General features: G+C 72.9%; 13 protein-coding genes. 12 read left to right on the plus strand and 1 reads right to left on the minus strand.

Annotated elements, in window-relative coordinates; translation table 11 throughout:
• Positions 1-28: 28 nt before the first annotated feature.
• From NAMU_RS07475 to NAMU_RS07500, 6 genes are read left to right on the plus strand one after another with little or no spacing between them, the layout of a single operon-like run.
• Positions 29-2728, plus strand: a complete 2700-nt coding sequence (locus NAMU_RS07475; protein ID WP_015746800.1) for a valine--tRNA ligase — start codon at positions 29-31, stop codon at positions 2726-2728.
• Positions 2725-4272 (plus strand): bifunctional folylpolyglutamate synthase/dihydrofolate synthase, encoded by a 1548-nt coding sequence (locus NAMU_RS07480; protein WP_015746801.1) that lies wholly within the window; start codon positions 2725-2727, stop codon positions 4270-4272. The genes NAMU_RS07475 and NAMU_RS07480 overlap by 4 nt, the downstream gene beginning before the upstream one ends.
• Positions 4269-4697 (plus strand): DUF4233 domain-containing protein, encoded by a 429-nt coding sequence (locus NAMU_RS07485; protein ID WP_015746802.1) that lies wholly within the window; start codon positions 4269-4271, stop codon positions 4695-4697. Before NAMU_RS07480 ends, NAMU_RS07485 begins: the two co-directional genes overlap by 4 nt.
• Positions 4698-4744: 47 nt before the next feature.
• Complete coding sequence (ndk, locus tag NAMU_RS07490) at positions 4745-5155, plus strand: nucleoside-diphosphate kinase (RefSeq protein WP_015746803.1); 411 nt, start codon at positions 4745-4747, stop codon at positions 5153-5155.
• Positions 5152-5739 carry a GNAT family N-acetyltransferase gene (locus tag NAMU_RS27130; protein WP_138179995.1) on the plus strand — a complete coding sequence of 196 codons (588 nt, stop codon included), beginning with the start codon at positions 5152-5154 and terminating at the stop codon, positions 5737-5739. The genes ndk and NAMU_RS27130 overlap by 4 nt, the downstream gene beginning before the upstream one ends.
• Positions 5736-6452, plus strand: a complete 717-nt coding sequence (locus NAMU_RS07500; protein WP_015746805.1) for a cyclase family protein — start codon at positions 5736-5738, stop codon at positions 6450-6452. Before NAMU_RS27130 ends, NAMU_RS07500 begins: the two co-directional genes overlap by 4 nt.
• Before the next feature lie 57 nt (positions 6453-6509).
• Here the strand turns inward: NAMU_RS07500 and NAMU_RS07505 are convergent, their stop codons facing one another.
• Positions 6510-6800: a hypothetical protein gene (locus tag NAMU_RS07505; RefSeq protein WP_015746806.1), complete on the minus strand. Its 291-nt coding sequence runs from the start codon at positions 6798-6800 to the stop codon at positions 6510-6512.
• A gap of 532 nt (positions 6801-7332) precedes the next feature.
• Between NAMU_RS07505 and NAMU_RS07510 the strand changes: the two genes are divergently transcribed.
• The 6 genes from NAMU_RS07510 to NAMU_RS07535 all read left to right on the plus strand — a co-directional run bounded on the left by NAMU_RS07510 (position 7333) and on the right by NAMU_RS07535 (position 15671).
• Complete coding sequence (locus NAMU_RS07510; RefSeq protein WP_015746807.1) at positions 7333-10575, plus strand: Rne/Rng family ribonuclease; 3243 nt, start codon at positions 7333-7335, stop codon at positions 10573-10575.
• Between the two features lie 268 nt (positions 10576-10843).
• Positions 10844-11155, plus strand: coding sequence for a 50S ribosomal protein L21 (gene rplU, locus NAMU_RS07515; RefSeq protein WP_015746808.1), 312 nt, complete (start codon positions 10844-10846; stop codon positions 11153-11155).
• Positions 11156-11202: 47 nt separating this feature from the next.
• Positions 11203-11487 (plus strand): 50S ribosomal protein L27, encoded by a 285-nt coding sequence (rpmA, locus tag NAMU_RS07520; protein WP_015746809.1) that lies wholly within the window; start codon positions 11203-11205, stop codon positions 11485-11487.
• 101 nt (positions 11488-11588) lie between these two features.
• Positions 11589-13103, plus strand: a complete 1515-nt coding sequence (gene obgE / locus NAMU_RS07525; protein WP_015746810.1) for a GTPase ObgE — start codon at positions 11589-11591, stop codon at positions 13101-13103.
• Between the two features lie 11 nt (positions 13104-13114).
• Entirely contained in the window at positions 13115-14338 is a 1224-nt protein-coding gene (gene proB, locus NAMU_RS07530; protein WP_083786011.1) for a glutamate 5-kinase, read from the plus strand.
• Positions 14325-15671: a glutamate-5-semialdehyde dehydrogenase gene (locus NAMU_RS07535; protein WP_015746812.1), complete on the plus strand. Its 1347-nt coding sequence runs from the start codon at positions 14325-14327 to the stop codon at positions 15669-15671. Before proB ends, NAMU_RS07535 begins: the two co-directional genes overlap by 14 nt.
• The last annotated feature ends 11 nt before the right edge of the window (positions 15672-15682 follow it).

The raw sequence follows: 15682 nt of genomic DNA on the forward strand, positions 1-15682 counted from the left end.
CGCCGCGCGCGGTCCCTAGACTTGTCGGGTGACTTCCACCGCCGCCCATCCCGCACACGACGATCTGCCCAAGCAGTACGACCCGGCGGCGGTCGAGGTACCCCTGTACGCACGTTGGCAGCAGGCCGGCTACTTCAAGGCCGACGAGGGCGCGGTGCTGCGCGGCGAGCGCAAGCCGTTCTCGATCGTGCTGCCGCCGCCCAATGTCACCGGCAACCTGCACGTCGGGCATGCGCTGGACCACACCCTGATGGACGTGCTCACCCGCTGGCACCGGATGTCCGGCGACGAAGCGCTGTGGTTGCCCGGCATGGATCACGCCGGCATCGCCACCCAGACCGTGGTCGAACGGCAGCTGGCCTCGAAAGGAAGCAGCCGGCAAGAACTTGGCCGCGAGCTGTTCGTGCAGAAGGTGTGGGACTGGAAGGCCGAATCCGGCGGCGCGATCCTGGGCCAGATGAAGCGCCTGGGCGACTCGGTCGACTGGGACCGTGAGCGGTTCACCCTCGACGAGGGACTGTCCGACGCCGTGCAGACCATCTTCAAGCGGATGTTCGAGGACGGCCTGATCTACCGGGCCGAGCGGATCATCAACTGGTGCCCGGGGTGCCTGACCGCCCTGTCCGACATCGAGGTCGAGCACTCCGACGACGACGGCGAACTGGTCTCCATCCGCTACGGATCGGGCGAGGGGGACGGCGAGGCCGATGACGCGGTGGTGGTCGCCACCACCCGGGTGGAGACCATGCTCGGAGACACCGCGATCGCGGTGCACCCCGACGACGAGCGGTACCGGCACCTGATCGGGCGCACCGTGCTGCTACCCATCGTCAACCGGCAGATCCCGGTGGTGGCCGACGAGCACGTCGACCCGCAGTTCGGCACCGGCGCGGTCAAGGTCACCCCGGCGCACGACCCCAATGACTTCGAGATCGGCCGCCGGCACGGCCTGGACGCGCCGACGATCATGAACGAGAGGGCCGAGATCACCGGCACCGGAACCCGTTTCGACGGGATGGACCGGTTCGCGGCCCGGGTGGCAATCAAGCAGGAGCTGCGCGCACAGGGCCGGATCGTGGCCGAGAAGGTGCCCTACGTGCACGCCGTCGGCCATTGCTCGCGGTCCGACGACGTCATCGAGCCGCGGCTGTCCACCCAGTGGTTCGTGCGGGTGGAGTCGCTGGCCAAGGCGGCCGGCGACGCCGTCCGCGACGGCCGGACGACGATCCACCCGCCCGAGCTCGCCGCCCGGTACTTCGACTGGGTCGACAACATGCACGACTGGTGCATCTCCCGGCAGCTGTGGTGGGGGCACCGCATCCCCGTCTGGTACGGACCGGACGGTCAGATGCGGGCGGTCGGTCCGGGGGAGGAGCCGCCGGGCGAGGGCTGGACCCAGGACCCCGACGTGCTCGACACCTGGTTCTCCTCCGGGCTGTGGCCGTTCTCGACCATGGGCTGGCCGGAGCAGTCCGACACCCTCAAGGCGTTCTATCCGACCTCGGTGCTGGTCACCGGCTACGACATCCTGTTCTTCTGGGTCGTCCGGATGATGATGTTCGGCCTGTACGCGACGGCCAACGAGGACGGCGAGCCGCAGGTGCCGTTCCACACGGTGGCCCTGCACGGGCTGGTCCGGGACCAGTTCGGCAAGAAGATGTCCAAGTCGCGGGGCAATACCGTGGACCCGCTCAAGTGGATCGACACCTACGGGGCCGACGCGGTCCGGTTCACCCTGGCCCGCGGCTCCAACCCGGGGGCCGACCAGGCCATCGCCGAGGAGTGGGTAGCCGGCGCCGGCAAGTTCTGCTCGAAGCTGTTCAACGCCACCCGGTTCGCGCTGCTCAACGGTGCGGTGGTGCCGGACGTCGCCCTGATCGAGGCGGACCTGACCCCGGCCGACCGGTGGATCCTGGACCGGCTGGACGAGATGGTCACGACCACCACGGCGCTGCTGGGCGACTTCCAGTTCGCCAAGGCCGCCGAGGGTCTCTACCACTTCGCCTGGGACGAGGTCTGCGACTGGTACCTGGAACTGGCCAAGGTGCAGATCGCGGCCGGCGAGCGGGGCGAGGACGGCCCCGACCGGTTGGTCACCACCCGGCAGGTGCTCGGCACCGTGCTGGACGGCCTGCTGCGGCTGCTGCACCCGTTCGTGCCGTTCGTCACCGACACCCTGTGGACGTCGCTGACCGGCCAGGAGTCGCTGGTGATCGCGGCCTGGCCGGAGTCCTCCGGGCGCACCGCGCAGCCGGCGGCGGCGGACTGGGTCCGCGACGTGCAGACCCTGTCCACCGAGATCCGGCGGGCCCGGGCCGATCAGAAAGTGCCGCCGAGCCGCGCCCTGCCGGCCCGGATCGTAGGCGCCGACGGCGGCCTGGACCTCACCGCGCGGGCACTGACCCGGCTGACCGCGGACGGCGGTGACGCGGCCGGCTTCCAGGCCACCGTGACGCTGCCGGTTCGGCTGTCCGCCGGCGTGGTCACGGTGCAGCTGGACACCAGCGGCGTGCTCGACGTGGGCGCCGAGATCGCCCGGGCGACCAAGGATCTGGCTGCCGCCCAGAAGGAGATCGCGGACTGCGGGCGCAAGCTCGGCAACGCCGACTTCCTGGCCAAGGCCCCCGAGGCGGTGGTCGGCAAGATCCGGGCCCGCGCCGACAAGGCGGCCCAGGACGTCGACCGGCTCACCGAGCGGTTGCGGTCGCTGCGCGAGGACGGCCGGTGACCGGCGGACCGATCGACCCGTCGGAGCCGGCCGGCCGGGCCGGTGACCCGTTGGGCTGGGACGCCGACGCCGTCGGCGCGCTCGGGCCCGACGACCTGGCCCTGCACGGCGAGGACGAGGCCGAGATCGCCGCCGCCACCGCGGATCTGGATGACCAGGCGCCGGACGGGACGACCGCGTTGGTGCCCGACTCGCCGCCGCTGACCCTGGGTTACGTCGAGTCGCTGCTGGACACCCGGCGCAACGAGGTGCAGATCTCGCCGACCCTGGACCGGATCAGCCTGCTGCTGGACATGCTCGGCCACCCCGAACGCAGCTACCCGGTGATCATGATCGCCGGCACCAACGGCAAGACCTCCACCGCCCGGATGATCGACGCGTTGCTGAGCCGGTTCGGGCTGCGCACCGGCCGGTTCACCTCGCCGCACCTGCAGTCGGTCACCGAGCGGATCGCCCTGGACGGCGAACCGATCTCGGCCGACCGGTACGTGCAGGCCTACAGCGACCTCGCGCCGTTCGTCGAGCTGGTCGACCAGGCGTCGGCGCGCACCGGCGGGGTCCCGCTGTCCAAGTTCGAGATCCTCACCGCGATGGCCTATGCCGTCTTCGCCGACGCCCCGGTCGACGTGGCCGTGGTCGAGGTCGGGCTCGGCGGCACCTGGGACTCGACCAACGTCGCCGATGCCCGGGTCGCGGTGATCACCCCGGTGGGCATCGACCACATCGAGTTCCTCGGGTCCACGCTGCGCGAGATCGCCACGAACAAGGCCGGCATCGTCAAGCCCGATTCGGTCGCCGTCATCGGCGCGCAGGAACCGGACGCGATGACCGCGATCCTGCGTCGCACCGTCGAGGTGGACGCCGCGGTGGCCCGGTTCGGCAGCGAGTTCGCCGTGCTGGAGCGATCTTTCGCGGTCGGCGGGCAGCGGTTGACGCTGCAGGGGCTGGGCGGGGTCTACGAGGACATCTTCCTGCCGCTGTCCGGTGAGCATCAGGCGGCCAACGCCGCCGGCGCCCTGGCCGCGGTCGAGGTGTTCTTCGGCGCCGGGGCCACCCGGCAGCTCGACCTGGGTCCGGTGCAGGACGGCTTCGCCGCCGCGGCCGCGCCCGGCCGGCTCGAACGCGTCCGCACCTCCCCGACGATCATGGTCGACGCCGCCCACAACCCGCACGGCGCGGCCGCTCTCGCCGCCGCGCTGGCCGCCGAGTTCTCCTTCACCCGGCTGGTCGGCGTGCTCGCCGTGCTGGGCGACAAGGACGTGCACGGCATCCTCGAGGCGTTGGCCGACTCGTTCGACGAGGTGGTCGTCACCCGCAATTCCTCACCCCGGTCGATGCCGCCGGCCGAGCTGGCCGCGCTGGCGGAGGACGTGTTCGGGGACGGCGTGGTGCACGTGGCCGAGCGGATGGACGACGCGATCGCGCTGGCTGTCGAACTGGCCGAGACCGGCGTCGAGGACACCTCCGGCACCGGGGTGGTGATCACCGGCTCGGTGGTCTCGGCCGGGGACGGGCGGGCCCTGGCCGGTCTGGGGCCGGCGTGAGCGGCCCGGACACCGCGCCGGACGAGCAGGCGCAGGAGTTGGCCCGCCGGCAGGCCGCGATCAACAAGGGGCTGCGCGGGGTGATGTCGGCGACGCTGGTGCTGGAGGCCATCGCCGTACTGCTGGCCCTGCCCGTCGCCATCAACGTCGACGGCGGGGTCGGTCCGGCCGGCATCGCCGCGATCTGCCTGCTGGCCGCCGCCCTGATCATGTGCTGCGTCATCGTCCGGCGGCCCTACGCGGTGGCCGTCATCCTGGGCCTGCAGGCGCTGATGATCGTCGGCTGGTCCATCACGCCGACCCTGGGCGTGATGGGCATCGTGTTCGCCGCGGTGTGGGCGCTGATCCTGTGGTTCCGCGCCGAACTCCATCGCCGGCTGGTGGCCGGTACGCTGCCGGTGCCGCCGCAACCGGGCGGCGCCTGACGCAGGTGGCCGAAGCGGCCACCCCACCTGAGGAGACAGCCCCGCCCATGTCCGAACGCACTCTCGTCCTGATCAAGCCCGACGGCGTCGAGCGGCACCTGGTCGGCGAGATCCTCGCCCGGATCGAGCGCAAGGGCCTGTCCCTGGTCGCCCTGGAACTGCGGACGGTCGAGTTGGCCGTCGCGCAGGAGCACTATGCCGAGCACGAGGGCAAGGGCTTCTACCAGAGCCTGCTCGACTTCATCACCGGCGGACCGCTGGTCGCCGCCGTCGTTGAGGGTCCCCGTGCGGTGGCCGCGTTCCGGCAGCTGGCCGGCGGCACCGACCCGGTGGAGAAGGCCGCCACCGGCAGCATCCGCGGCGACTTCGGCCTGGAGACCCAGTTCAACCTGGTGCACGGCTCGGACTCGCCGGAGTCGGCCGCTCGGGAGATCGCGCTCTGGTTCCCCGGCCTGTGACGGCGGCGCCGCCGGGCGGCGCCTGGAGTGCTGCCGCGCCCACCATCCGCCGGGTCGGACCAGGGGTCCGGCCGGGCGGGGATGCGGCCAGCGCCCCGATGGCCGCCGACAGCGCCTTCGGTGTCGCCCTGGTCGGCCTGTGGCACGAGTCGGCGCAGGCCGGCGGGGCCGTCGGCTTCGCCGCCGCGGCGCCTCGGGCGGAGATCGCTCGGGCCGCGGTGCCGCTCGTGGACAGCCTGCGCCAGGGTCGGGCCCTGGGCGTGGCCGCCGATCAGGCCCGTCGCCTGGTCGGCGCCGCCGTGCTGCGTCCGGGTCAGGGCACCCGGTCGCGCACCGGCACCCTCGAGCTGCTGATGGTGGAACCGGCCCTGACCGGCTGCGGCCTGGGCAGCCAGTTGCTCGGTGAGCTGCTGACCGCCGCCCGGGACCGCGGGCTGCAGCGGGTGGATGTCGCGTTCGCGCAGGACGAGCGCGGACAACGGTTCTTCGAGAAGGCCGGATTCACCGTCTGGGGTCGCCGGCCGCACTGGCAGCAGGGCCCGGACGGGGATCGTGACGAGCTGATCATGGGAGTACAGCTATGACCGGGGCCGGCAGGCCGGTCGACCGCGAGGTGGTCGATCTGTCGCATCCGATCGTCGAGGGCATGACGACCTACCCGGGCATCCCGGGTCCGACGCTCGGTGCGCATCTGACGTTCGACGAGTCGGCCGCCCACTACGCGGCCGGGACCGAGTTCTCGATCGGCACCATCAGCATGGCCGCCAACACCGGCACCTACCTGGACACCCCGGCGCACCGCTACCGGGACGGCGACGACCTGTCCCGGGTGGACCTGGCCCGGATGGTCGACCGGTCCGGTGTCGTGGTTCGGGCTCGCGATCTCGTCGCGGCCGACCGGGCGATCGACGAGGCGCGCCTGCGGTCCGCGCTGGAGGCGGCCGGCGTGAGCGAGCCGGCCGGCCGGGCCGTGCTGATCGAGACCGGACACAGCGATCGGTGGGGGACCAGCGCGTACTTCACCGACCACCCGTACCTGACCGACGACGCGGTCGAGTTCCTGGTCTCGGTCAAGCCCTCCCTGGTCGGCATCGATTCGCTCAACATCGACTCGACCCATACCGGGCGCCGGCCGGCCCACACCTGGCTGCTGGCGGCGGGGATTCCCGTGGTCGAGCACCTGACCGCGCTGGCCGAACTGCCGGACACCGGATTCCGGTTCACCGCGGCGCCGCCGGCCGTCGTCGGCATGGGCACGTTCACGGTGCGCGCGTTCGCGGTCCTGACCGCTGACTGATTGACCGCTGATTGATTGACCGCTGACTGATTGCCCGCCGGCTGATTCGCCGGCCGGCTAGCGGTGCTGGCCCTGGCGCCCGGTGGCCAGGAAGGCCCAGCCGACGGCGGCGGTGCCCAGCAGCAGCAGGCCCAGGCCCAGCACGACCGGCCAGACGATGTCCAGACCGGTGCTGGCCAGGACCATGGCGGTCGGCGGGGCGGCCGGATCTCCCGTCGGCTGGTCGCTGATCGGGGTCCACACGGTGGCCGCGGCGGCCGTTCCGGCGGTCAGCACGCTCACCCCGAGCATCGACACCAGGAACATGCCGACGGCCAACCACCGTCGCAGGGTCCTGGTCGAGGTCATCGGTGGTTCCGTTCTGTGTCGGTGGTCCGCGCGCCGGACCGGGTTCCGTCCGGCATTCTCGGGCCCGACCACAACGGGCCCAAGAACAAGACGTGTGAAGTGCTGGTGTGGTTGCCTGCCCCCGGTCGTGCGTTCGTCCGGACCTGGGCGCGTCGCCGGCCGGGGAACACAACTTCCCAGTGTAGAAAGCATCGCCCTGGACGACCGGCACGCCGCGCCGGACGACCGGCGCCGGCCCGCGGCCGGGCCACCTGAGGGCCCCGACCGGTCGGCTGTGGGATACTCGTCCTCGGAGCAGCGCTGGTAGCGACCGGCGATGCCCCCGGGTGGACGACGTCAATGCCCTTCCGCACCGTTCGGTGACCTGCGCAGATGCGCAGCCGTCACCGCCCGCGGTCCGCGGTCCGGGCGGTCGTCGATCGCCCGACCACCAGACTTCCCGAGGGCCCGACGGGCCCCGGCATTGACCCGCAGGACCCCTGTGCGGACGCGTTCGCTGCGCGCCCGGGGGTCCGTGAGAGGAACCGTCGCGATGACGTACACCCTGGAAACCGCCCTGGCCGACCTGCCCACCAAGCCGCGGGTCCACGAACTGTCCAAGCGGGTGGGCACCACCAGCAAGGAAATGCTCGCCGTACTGGCCGAGCGGGGCCTGACCATCGGCAGCGCCTCGGCCTCGGTCCCGCGCGAGGTCGCCATTGCGGTGATCGAGCAGTACCTGGGCGGACCCGCCGTGGCCCCGGCCGAGGTGCCCGCCGCGGAACCGCCCGTACCCGCCGAGCCGGCGGCCCCGGACGAGCCGACCGCGGCCACCCCGGCGCCGGCCCCGGTCACCGACCCGTTCAACCCGTTGTTCCTGCCGCCCGAGGTCACCGTGTTGCCGGGCCAGCCCGACGTGGACGTGGACACCGGCCCGGACGAGACCCCGGTCCCGGAGCCGAGCGGCAAGCGCCCCCGGCGCCGGCGGGGCCGGTCCTCCGGCCGCCGTGACCACGCCGCGCCCGAGGGCCTCGACGAAGCCCTGGAGCCGGCCACCACGGAACGGCCGTCCCCGGAACCGGACGAGGCCGGCACCGAGCGGGACACCGACCAGGCCAGCGACGAGTCCGCCGCCGACGGTCCGGACGAGTCCGCCGACGAGACCGACGAGCTGGGTGGGGACGGCGCCGGTCGCCGTCGCCGGCGGCGCGGTCGGCGCGGACGGGGCCGGGTCACCGACGCCGACGACCAGAGCGACGAGCCGGACACCGACCAGGACCAGGGCGCCGGCGGCGACGAGGCCGAGCCGGTCGCCGAAGGCGAGTCCGAGGACACCGAGAGCGAGCCGGCCGACGCGGGCGACGCCGACGAGGAGAGCTCGTCGGGCGGTACCCGGCGCCGCCGGCGCCGCCGGCGGCGGGCGACCGGGGACGACGCGCCCCCGCGCGAGGACGATCCCGACAACACCGTCGTGCACGTCCGCGAGCCCCGCGGTTCGGCCCCGTCCTCGTCGTCCAACGAGGTGCAGGGAGTCCGCGGCTCGACCCGGCTGGAGGCCAAGCGGCAGCGTCGGCGCGACTCGCGCGACTCGTCGCGGCGCCGCCCGCAGATCCTGACCGAGGCCGAGTTCCTGGCCCGGCGCGAATCCGTCGACCGGGTGATGGCGGTGCGCCAGCGCGGTGAGCTGGCGCAGGTCGCCCTGCTCGAGGACGGCATCCTGGTCGAGCACTTCGTCTCGCAGACCGGGGCCGACTCGCTGATCGGCAGCGTCTTCCTGGGCAAGGTGCAAAACGTGCTGCCCTCGATGGAGGCGGCGTTCGTTGACATCGGGCGCGGCCGCAACGCGGTCATCTACGCCGGTGAGGTCAACTGGGACGCCGCCGGGCTCGGCGGCAAGGCCCGGCGCATCGAGTCGGCCCTGTCCAGCGGCGACACGATCCTGGCCCAGGTCTCCAAGGACCCGGTCGGACACAAGGGTGCCCGGCTGACCACCCAGATCTCGCTGCCCGGCCGCTTCCTGGTCTACGTGCCCGGGGGCGGTGCCACCGGGATCTCCCGCAAGCTGCCGGACACCGAACGCAAGCGCCTCAAGGCGATCCTGGACCGGATCGTGCCCGAGGACGCCGGAGTGATCATCCGGACCGCCGCCGAAGGGGTCTCCGAGGAGGAGCTGGCCCGTGACGTCGAGCGGCTCAAGGCGCAGTGGGAGGAGATCTCCCGCCGGGCGCAGGCCAAGGGCAGCGCCCCGACGCTGCTCTACGCCGAGCCGGGCACCCTGATCAAGGTCGTCCGCGACCTGTTCAACTCCGACATCAACCGCCTGGTGGTCGACGGCGACGCCGGCAACGACACCGTCTGGGGACCCGTCTCCGACTACGTCAACGCGGTCGCGCCCGAGCTGGCCGACCGGCTCGTCCGGTGGGACCACGACGGCCAGGACGTCTTCGCCAACTACCGGATCGACGAGCAGATCGCCAAGGCCCTGGAACGCAAGGTCCACCTGCCCTCCGGCGGGTCGCTGGTCATCGACCGGACCGAGGCGATGACCGTCGTCGACGTCAACACCGGCAAGTACACCGGCTCGGGCGGCAACCTCGAGGAGACGGTCACCAAGAACAACCTGGAGGCGGCCGAGGAGATCGTGCGGCAGCTTCGCCTGCGCGACATCGGCGGCATCATCGTCGTCGACTTCATCGACATGGTGCTGGAGTCCAACCGCGAGCTGGTCATGCGGCGGCTGACCGAGGCGCTGGGCCGGGACCGCACCCGTCACCAGGTCGCCGAGGTCACTTCGCTGGGCCTGGTGCAGATGACCCGCAAGCGCATGGGCACCGGGTTGGTCGAGGCGTTCTCCGAGCCCTGCCCGCACTGTGGCGGGCGCGGCATCGTGCTGCACGAGATGCCGTTGGCCACCGCCGGCCAGGAGAGCGCACCCGCCCCGGCCCGGGGCAAGGGACGCCGGCGCGGCCGCGACGGCGGCAAGCCGGCGCCGGTCGAGGAAATCGTCATCCCGCGGGTCGAGCTGGCCGCCGGCCGTCGCCCGGATCCGCGTGGGCCCAAGCCGCCGCCGTCGGTGTTCGGCGCCCACGACTCCCATGACCCCCGTGACGCCGACACCGGCGAGCACGACGAGCAGCCGATCGAGTCGTCCGGCCGCCGCGACGACCGCGAGGCCGATCTGGTGATGGCCGTGGCGGACGCCGCCGCGATCGCCGCCGAGGCCGCCGACGAAGCGGGCGAGCCGGTGGCGACCGGCGAGCCGGCGGCCGGCGGGGTCGACGACTCGGTCCCGGACGCCCCGACCTCTCCGGAATCTGCGGAACCGGTGGCATCCGGGTCACCGGCCGAGGCCGGCGACGTCGTGATGACCACGGCACCGGCGGCCGAGGCCCCGGCATCGGCGGCCGAGCCCGTCCGTGAACCGGTGGCCGCGCCCGAACCCGTCCCGGCCCCGCCGGCGGCGGCCGAGCCGCCCCGGTCGGCACCCCGGCGACGGCGGGCCGCGGGCCGCCCGGCCGGCGCCCCGTCCACCACGGCGGCCGCGGTGGACATCGTGGTCAGCCCGGTGGCGGAGGCGGCCGGCAATGGTCACGCCGCCGCGACCGAGCAGGAGCCGCGCACCGGCGGGTACCTGGTCGAGGATGCTCCGGTGCGCACCACGCGCCGGGCGGCGTCCCGTCCGGCCGGTCCGTCGGCCCCGATCGACGGGGTGCCCGACGGGGAGATCGATGGCGAGATCTCCGGGGACCCGGACGGGGGAGACGTGATGGCGCAGACCGCCGGCGCCCAACCCTGACGGTCCCGCGACCCGGCCGGTTTGCCCCGGCCGGGCGGGCCGCGTACTCTGGGCTGTCGGCACGCTGCGCTGCAGCGTGCTTTCGTACTGCCCTGGTTGACCCGCTGAGCACGGGTCGGCAGAACCTTGTGTTCGCGGGGCGTGCCTCGGAGGTGCCACCGTCTCTCGCCGAGCGAGGGGTGGCCGGTGCGCCGGGGACACACCAGCAGGACGGGACCGCTCGACCCACCACTGACATGGCACGACAAGAGGCAGGAAGGCGCGTCTGATGTACGCGATCGTCAAGACCGGCGGCAAGCAGTACAAGGTCGCTGAGGGCGACGTCATCGAGGTCGAGAAGCTCAAGGGCGACCCGGGCGCTGCGGTGACCCTGCCGGCCGTTTTGGTGGTCGATGGCCCGTCCATCACCACCGCCGTCGAGAAGCTGGCCGATGTGACGGTGTCCGGTGAGGTCGTCGCCCACACCAAGGGGCCGAAGATCGTCATCCACAAGTTCAAGAACAAGACCGGTTACCACAAGCGGCAGGGCCATCGTCAGCCGCTGACCAAGGTCCGCGTCACCGGCATCTCCGTCGGCTGAGCCGACACTTCTCGATCCAGCTAGAAGCCAGGTAGAAAGAGGCCGTCATGGCACATAAGAAGGGCGCGTCCAGCTCCCGCAACGGTCGTGACTCCAACGCCCAGCGGCTCGGGGTCAAGCGGTTCGGCGGGCAGTCGGTGAACGCGGGCGAGATCATCATCCGGCAGCGCGGCACCAAGTTCCACCCCGGTGAGGGCGTGGGTCGCGGCCGCGACGACACCCTGTTCGCGCTGGTCGCGGGCGAGGTGGCGTTCGGCGTCAAGCGCGGTCGCAAGACCGTCAACATCGTCTCCCCGGAGCCGGCCGCCGTTCCGGAGCCGGCCGCCGTCTGACGCTTTTTGCAATGACCTCGACAGGGGCGGCCCGTATCGACGGGACCGCCCCTTTCGTGGTTTCCGCACTTCCTGCTCGCGCCCCCTGAAAGGAGGCGACCATGGCCCGATTCGTGGATCACGCGGTGCTGCACCTGCAGGCCGGCAACGGCGGTCACGGCTGCGCCTCGGTGCACCGGGAGAAGTTCCGCCCGCTGGGCGGCCCGGACGGCGGGAACGGCGGCAACGGCGGCGACGTCACCCTCGTCGTCGACGACAGCGTGCACACCCTGCTGGACTTCCATTTCCGGCCGCACGCCAAGGCCGGGAACGGTCGGCCCGGACAGGGCGACAACAAGGACGGCGCCAACGGCGAGGCCCTGGTGCTCAAGGTGCCCGCGGGCACCGTCGTGCTCGGCCCGGACGGGACCGTGCTGGCCGACCTGGTCGGTGCCGGGTCGCAGTACGTGGCCGCCCGCGGCGGCCGGGGTGGGCTGGGCAACGCCGCGCTGGCTTCGCGGGCCCGCAAGGCGCCGGGTTTCGCGCTGCTCGGCGAACCCGGCGAGTTCGCCGAGATCGTGCTGGAGCTCAAGTCGGTCGCCGATGTCGGGCTGGTCGGTTTCCCCAGCGCCGGCAAGTCCTCGCTGGTCTCGGTGCTGTCCGCGGCCCGGCCGAAGATCGCCGACTACCCGTTCACCACGCTGGAGCCGAACCTGGGTGTGGTCACCGCCGGCTCCGAGGTGTTCACCGTCGCCGACGTGCCCGGCCTGATCCCCGGGGCCAGCCAGGGCAAGGGTCTCGGTCTGGAGTTCCTGCGGCACATCGAGCGGTGCTCGGTGCTGGCCCACGTCATCGACTGCGCGACCTACGAGACCGGCCGCGATCCGCTCTCGGACATCACTGCGCTGGAGTTCGAGCTCGCCGAGTACGGCGCCGACCTGGCCAGCGACCTGACCGAGAAGCCTCGGCTGGTCGTGCTGAACAAGATCGACGTGCCGGAGGCGCGGGAGCTGGCCGAGTTCGTCCGGCCCGATCTGGAGGCCGCCGGCTACCGGGTGTTCCTGATCTCCGCCGTGACCCACGAGGGCCTGTCCGAGCTGAAGTTCGCGATGGCCCAGGCCGTCGCCGCCGACCGGGCCGCCCGCCCGGCCGCGCCGGCCCCCCGGCTGGTCGTGCGGCCCAAGCCGGTGGACTCCGAGGAGTTCCAGGTCAGCATCGACCCCGAGGTCGAGGGTGGCTTCGTGGTCACCGGGGCCCGGCCGCAGCGCTGGATCCGGCAGACCGACTTCACCAACGAAGAGGCCGTCGGCTACCTGGCCGACCGGCTGGCCCGGCTCGGGGTCGAGGAGCAGCTGGCCGCCATCGGGGCCCAACCGGGGGCGCCGGTCACCATCGCCGACATCACCTTCGACTGGGAGCCGACCACGCTGGCCGGCGTCGACACCGTGCCGATCACCGCGCGCGGCACCGACCAGCGGCTGGCCCGCAGCGACCGGGTCGGCGCGGCCGAGCGCAAGGCGCTGCACCGGTTGCGTCGCGGGTTGGACGTCGACGGGCACACGCTGGACTCCTCCCTGGACTCGTCGGTGGACAGGCCGGACCCGACCCCGGACAGTCGGGCCGGGTCGCAGTCGTGACGCGCTCGGCCCTGTCCGCGCCCCGGCTGGCGGTCGGGCGGGCCCGCACCGTGGTGGTCAAGGTGGGGTCCTCCTCGCTGACCACCTCGGCCGGGGGCCTCGATCCCGCGCGGCTGGACACGCTGGTGGATGCGGTGGCCGGCCGGGTCGCGGCCGGCTCGCAGGTGGTGCTGGTCTCGTCCGGGGCGATCGCCGCCGGGCTGTCCCCGTTGGGCCTGCCGAAGCGGCCGCGGGACCTGGCCACCCAGCAGGCGGCCGCCTCGGTCGGCCAGCAACTGCTCGCGCATCGCTACGCCTCGTCCTTCGCCCGGTACCGGCTCACCGTCGGTCAGGTGCTGCTGACCAGCGACGACGTCGTCCGGCGGGCGCATTACCGCAACGCCCAGCGCACCTTCGGCAAGCTGCTGGCCTTCGGGGTGGTGCCGGTGGTCAACGAGAACGACACGGTGGCCACCGCCGAGATCAAGTTCGGTGACAACGACCGGCTCGCCGCGCTGGTCGCGCACCTGGTCGGCGCCCAGGCGCTCATCCTGCTCTCCGACGTCGACGCGCTCTACGACGGCGATCCCCGGCTGCCCGGCTCGTCGCCGGTGTTCGAGGTGCCGGATGCGTCCGTGCTGGCCGGGGTGGGCATCGCCGCGTCCAGCAGCGACGTCGGCACCGGGGGGATGGCCTCCAAGCTGACCTCGGCGCTGACCGCCACCGGGGCGGGGATTCCGGTGCTGCTGGCCTCGGCGGCCGACGCGGGCGCCGCGCTGGCGACCTCGCCGCCCGACGACGACACCTGCGGGCCCACGGTCGGCACCGCCTTCGCGCCGGCCACCCGGCGCACCTCGGCGCGGCTGTTCTGGCTGCGGCACGCGGCCACCTCGTCCGGCTCGATCGGGTTGGACCACGGGGCGGTCACCGCCGTGCTGGGCCGCCGCAAGTCGCTGCTGCCGGCCGGGATCACCCATTTCTTCGGCGATTTCGAGTCCGGCGACGTCGTCGACCTGCTGGCGCCGACCGGCGAGATCGTGGCCCGGGGTTTCGTCGGGCACGACGCCGGCGAGCTGCCCGGCATCATCGGCCGCTCGCTGCCGGAGCTGCCCGAGCAGTTGCGGCACCCGGTCGTGCACGCGGACGACCTGGTCGCGGTGCCCACGGCCAACGGCCTGGGCAGCGTCGGGACCGGGTCTAGGGTCGAATCAGCATCAGAGCAGCGCAGCGGAGGTTCCCAGCATGTCCACTCTTGAGCAGACCGCCCCCGAGCAGACCGCTCCCGAGCAGACCACCGGCGCCCGGCGGGCGTCGGTGCCGGCCACCCGCGAGGAGGTGCTGGCCTCGGCGCGGCGCGCGCGGGTCGCGGCGGCCGAGCTGGCGGTGGCCACCCGGGCGATCAAGGACGGCGCCCTGCGGGCGATGGCCGACGCCGTGCTGGACCGGCGCGAGGAGATCCTGCGGGCCAACGCGCTGGACGTCGAGGCCGCGGTCGCCGCGGCCACCCCGGACTCGCTGGTGGACCGGTTGCGGCTGACGGCGTCCCGGGTCGAGGCGATGGCCGCCGGCCTGCGCGAACTGGCCGGGCTGCCCGATCCGGTCGGCACCATCGTGCGCGGCTCGGTACTGCCCAACGGGCTGGAGCTGCAGCAGGTGCGGGTGCCGATGGGCGTCGTCGCGATCATCTACGAGGCGCGACCCAACGTCACCGTGGATGCCGCCGGGATCGCCCTGAAGTCGGGCAACGCGGCCCTGCTGCGCGGCTCGGCCTCGGCGCACGAGTCGAACAAGGTGCTGGTGGCGATCCTGTCGGCGGCCGCCGCGGCGGCCGGGTTGCCCGCCGACGCGGTGCAGCTGGTGCCCGGGACCGACCGGGAGTCGGTCACGCACCTGATGACCGCGCGGGGGCTGGTCGACGTCATCATCCCGCGCGGCGGGGCCGGCCTGATCGCCGCCGTCGTCAACGGCTCGACCGTGCCGGTCATCGAAACCGGCGTCGGCAACTGCCATGTCTACGTGGACGCCACCGCCGACCACACCATGGCGCTGCAGATCCTGGTGAATTCCAAGGCGCGCCGCCCGTCCGTCTGCAACGCGGCCGAGACCCTGCTCGTGCACGCCGATGCCGCCCCGACGTTCGTGCCGCTGGCGGTCGCCGCGCTGCGGGAGGCCGGGGTCGTCGTGCACGCCGACGCGGCCGTCCGCGAGCTGGTTGGCGACGTGCCGGGCGTGGTGCCGGCCACCGACGAGGATTTCGACACCGAGTTCCTGTCCCTGGACATCGCCGCCGCGGTGGTCCCGGACATCGACGCGGCCATCGCGCACATCACCGCGCACGGGACCGGGCACACCGAGGCCATCGTCACCTCCACCCTGGCCGCGGCCCAGCGGTTCACCGCCCGGGTCGACGCGGCCGCGGTGATGGTGAACGCCTCGACCGCGTTCACCGACGGCGGCGAGTTCGGGTTCGGGGCGGAGATCGGCATCTCCACCCAGAAACTGCACGCCCGGGGGCCGATGGGCCTGGCCGAGCTGACCAGCACCAAGTACGTGGTCACCGGCACCGGGCAGATCCGGGCCTCCTCGTGATCGTGGTGGTC

The sequence above is a fragment of the Nakamurella multipartita DSM 44233 genome (genome assembly GCF_000024365.1).
GTDB classification, from domain to species: Bacteria; Actinomycetota; Actinomycetes; order Mycobacteriales; family Nakamurellaceae; genus Nakamurella; species Nakamurella multipartita.

What these genes read in the sequence shown, in the direction of transcription:
- NAMU_RS07510 (WP_015746807.1), top strand. Translation starts at nt 7,333, where the DNA reads ATGACGTACACCCTGGAAACCGCCCTGGCCGACCTGCCCACCAAGCCG.
- NAMU_RS07535 (WP_015746812.1), top strand. Translation starts at nt 14,325, where the DNA reads ATGTCCACTCTTGAGCAGACCGCCCCCGAGCAGACCGCTCCCGAGCAG.
- rpmA (WP_015746809.1), top strand. Translation starts at nt 11,203, where the DNA reads ATGGCACATAAGAAGGGCGCGTCCAGCTCCCGCAACGGTCGTGACTCC.
- NAMU_RS07505 (WP_015746806.1), bottom strand. Translation starts at nt 6,800, where the DNA reads ATGACCTCGACCAGGACCCTGCGACGGTGGTTGGCCGTCGGCATGTTC.
- rplU (WP_015746808.1), top strand. Translation starts at nt 10,844, where the DNA reads ATGTACGCGATCGTCAAGACCGGCGGCAAGCAGTACAAGGTCGCTGAG.
- NAMU_RS07500 (WP_015746805.1), top strand. Translation starts at nt 5,736, where the DNA reads ATGACCGGGGCCGGCAGGCCGGTCGACCGCGAGGTGGTCGATCTGTCG.
- obgE (WP_015746810.1), top strand. Translation starts at nt 11,589, where the DNA reads ATGGCCCGATTCGTGGATCACGCGGTGCTGCACCTGCAGGCCGGCAAC.
- ndk (WP_015746803.1), top strand. Translation starts at nt 4,745, where the DNA reads ATGTCCGAACGCACTCTCGTCCTGATCAAGCCCGACGGCGTCGAGCGG.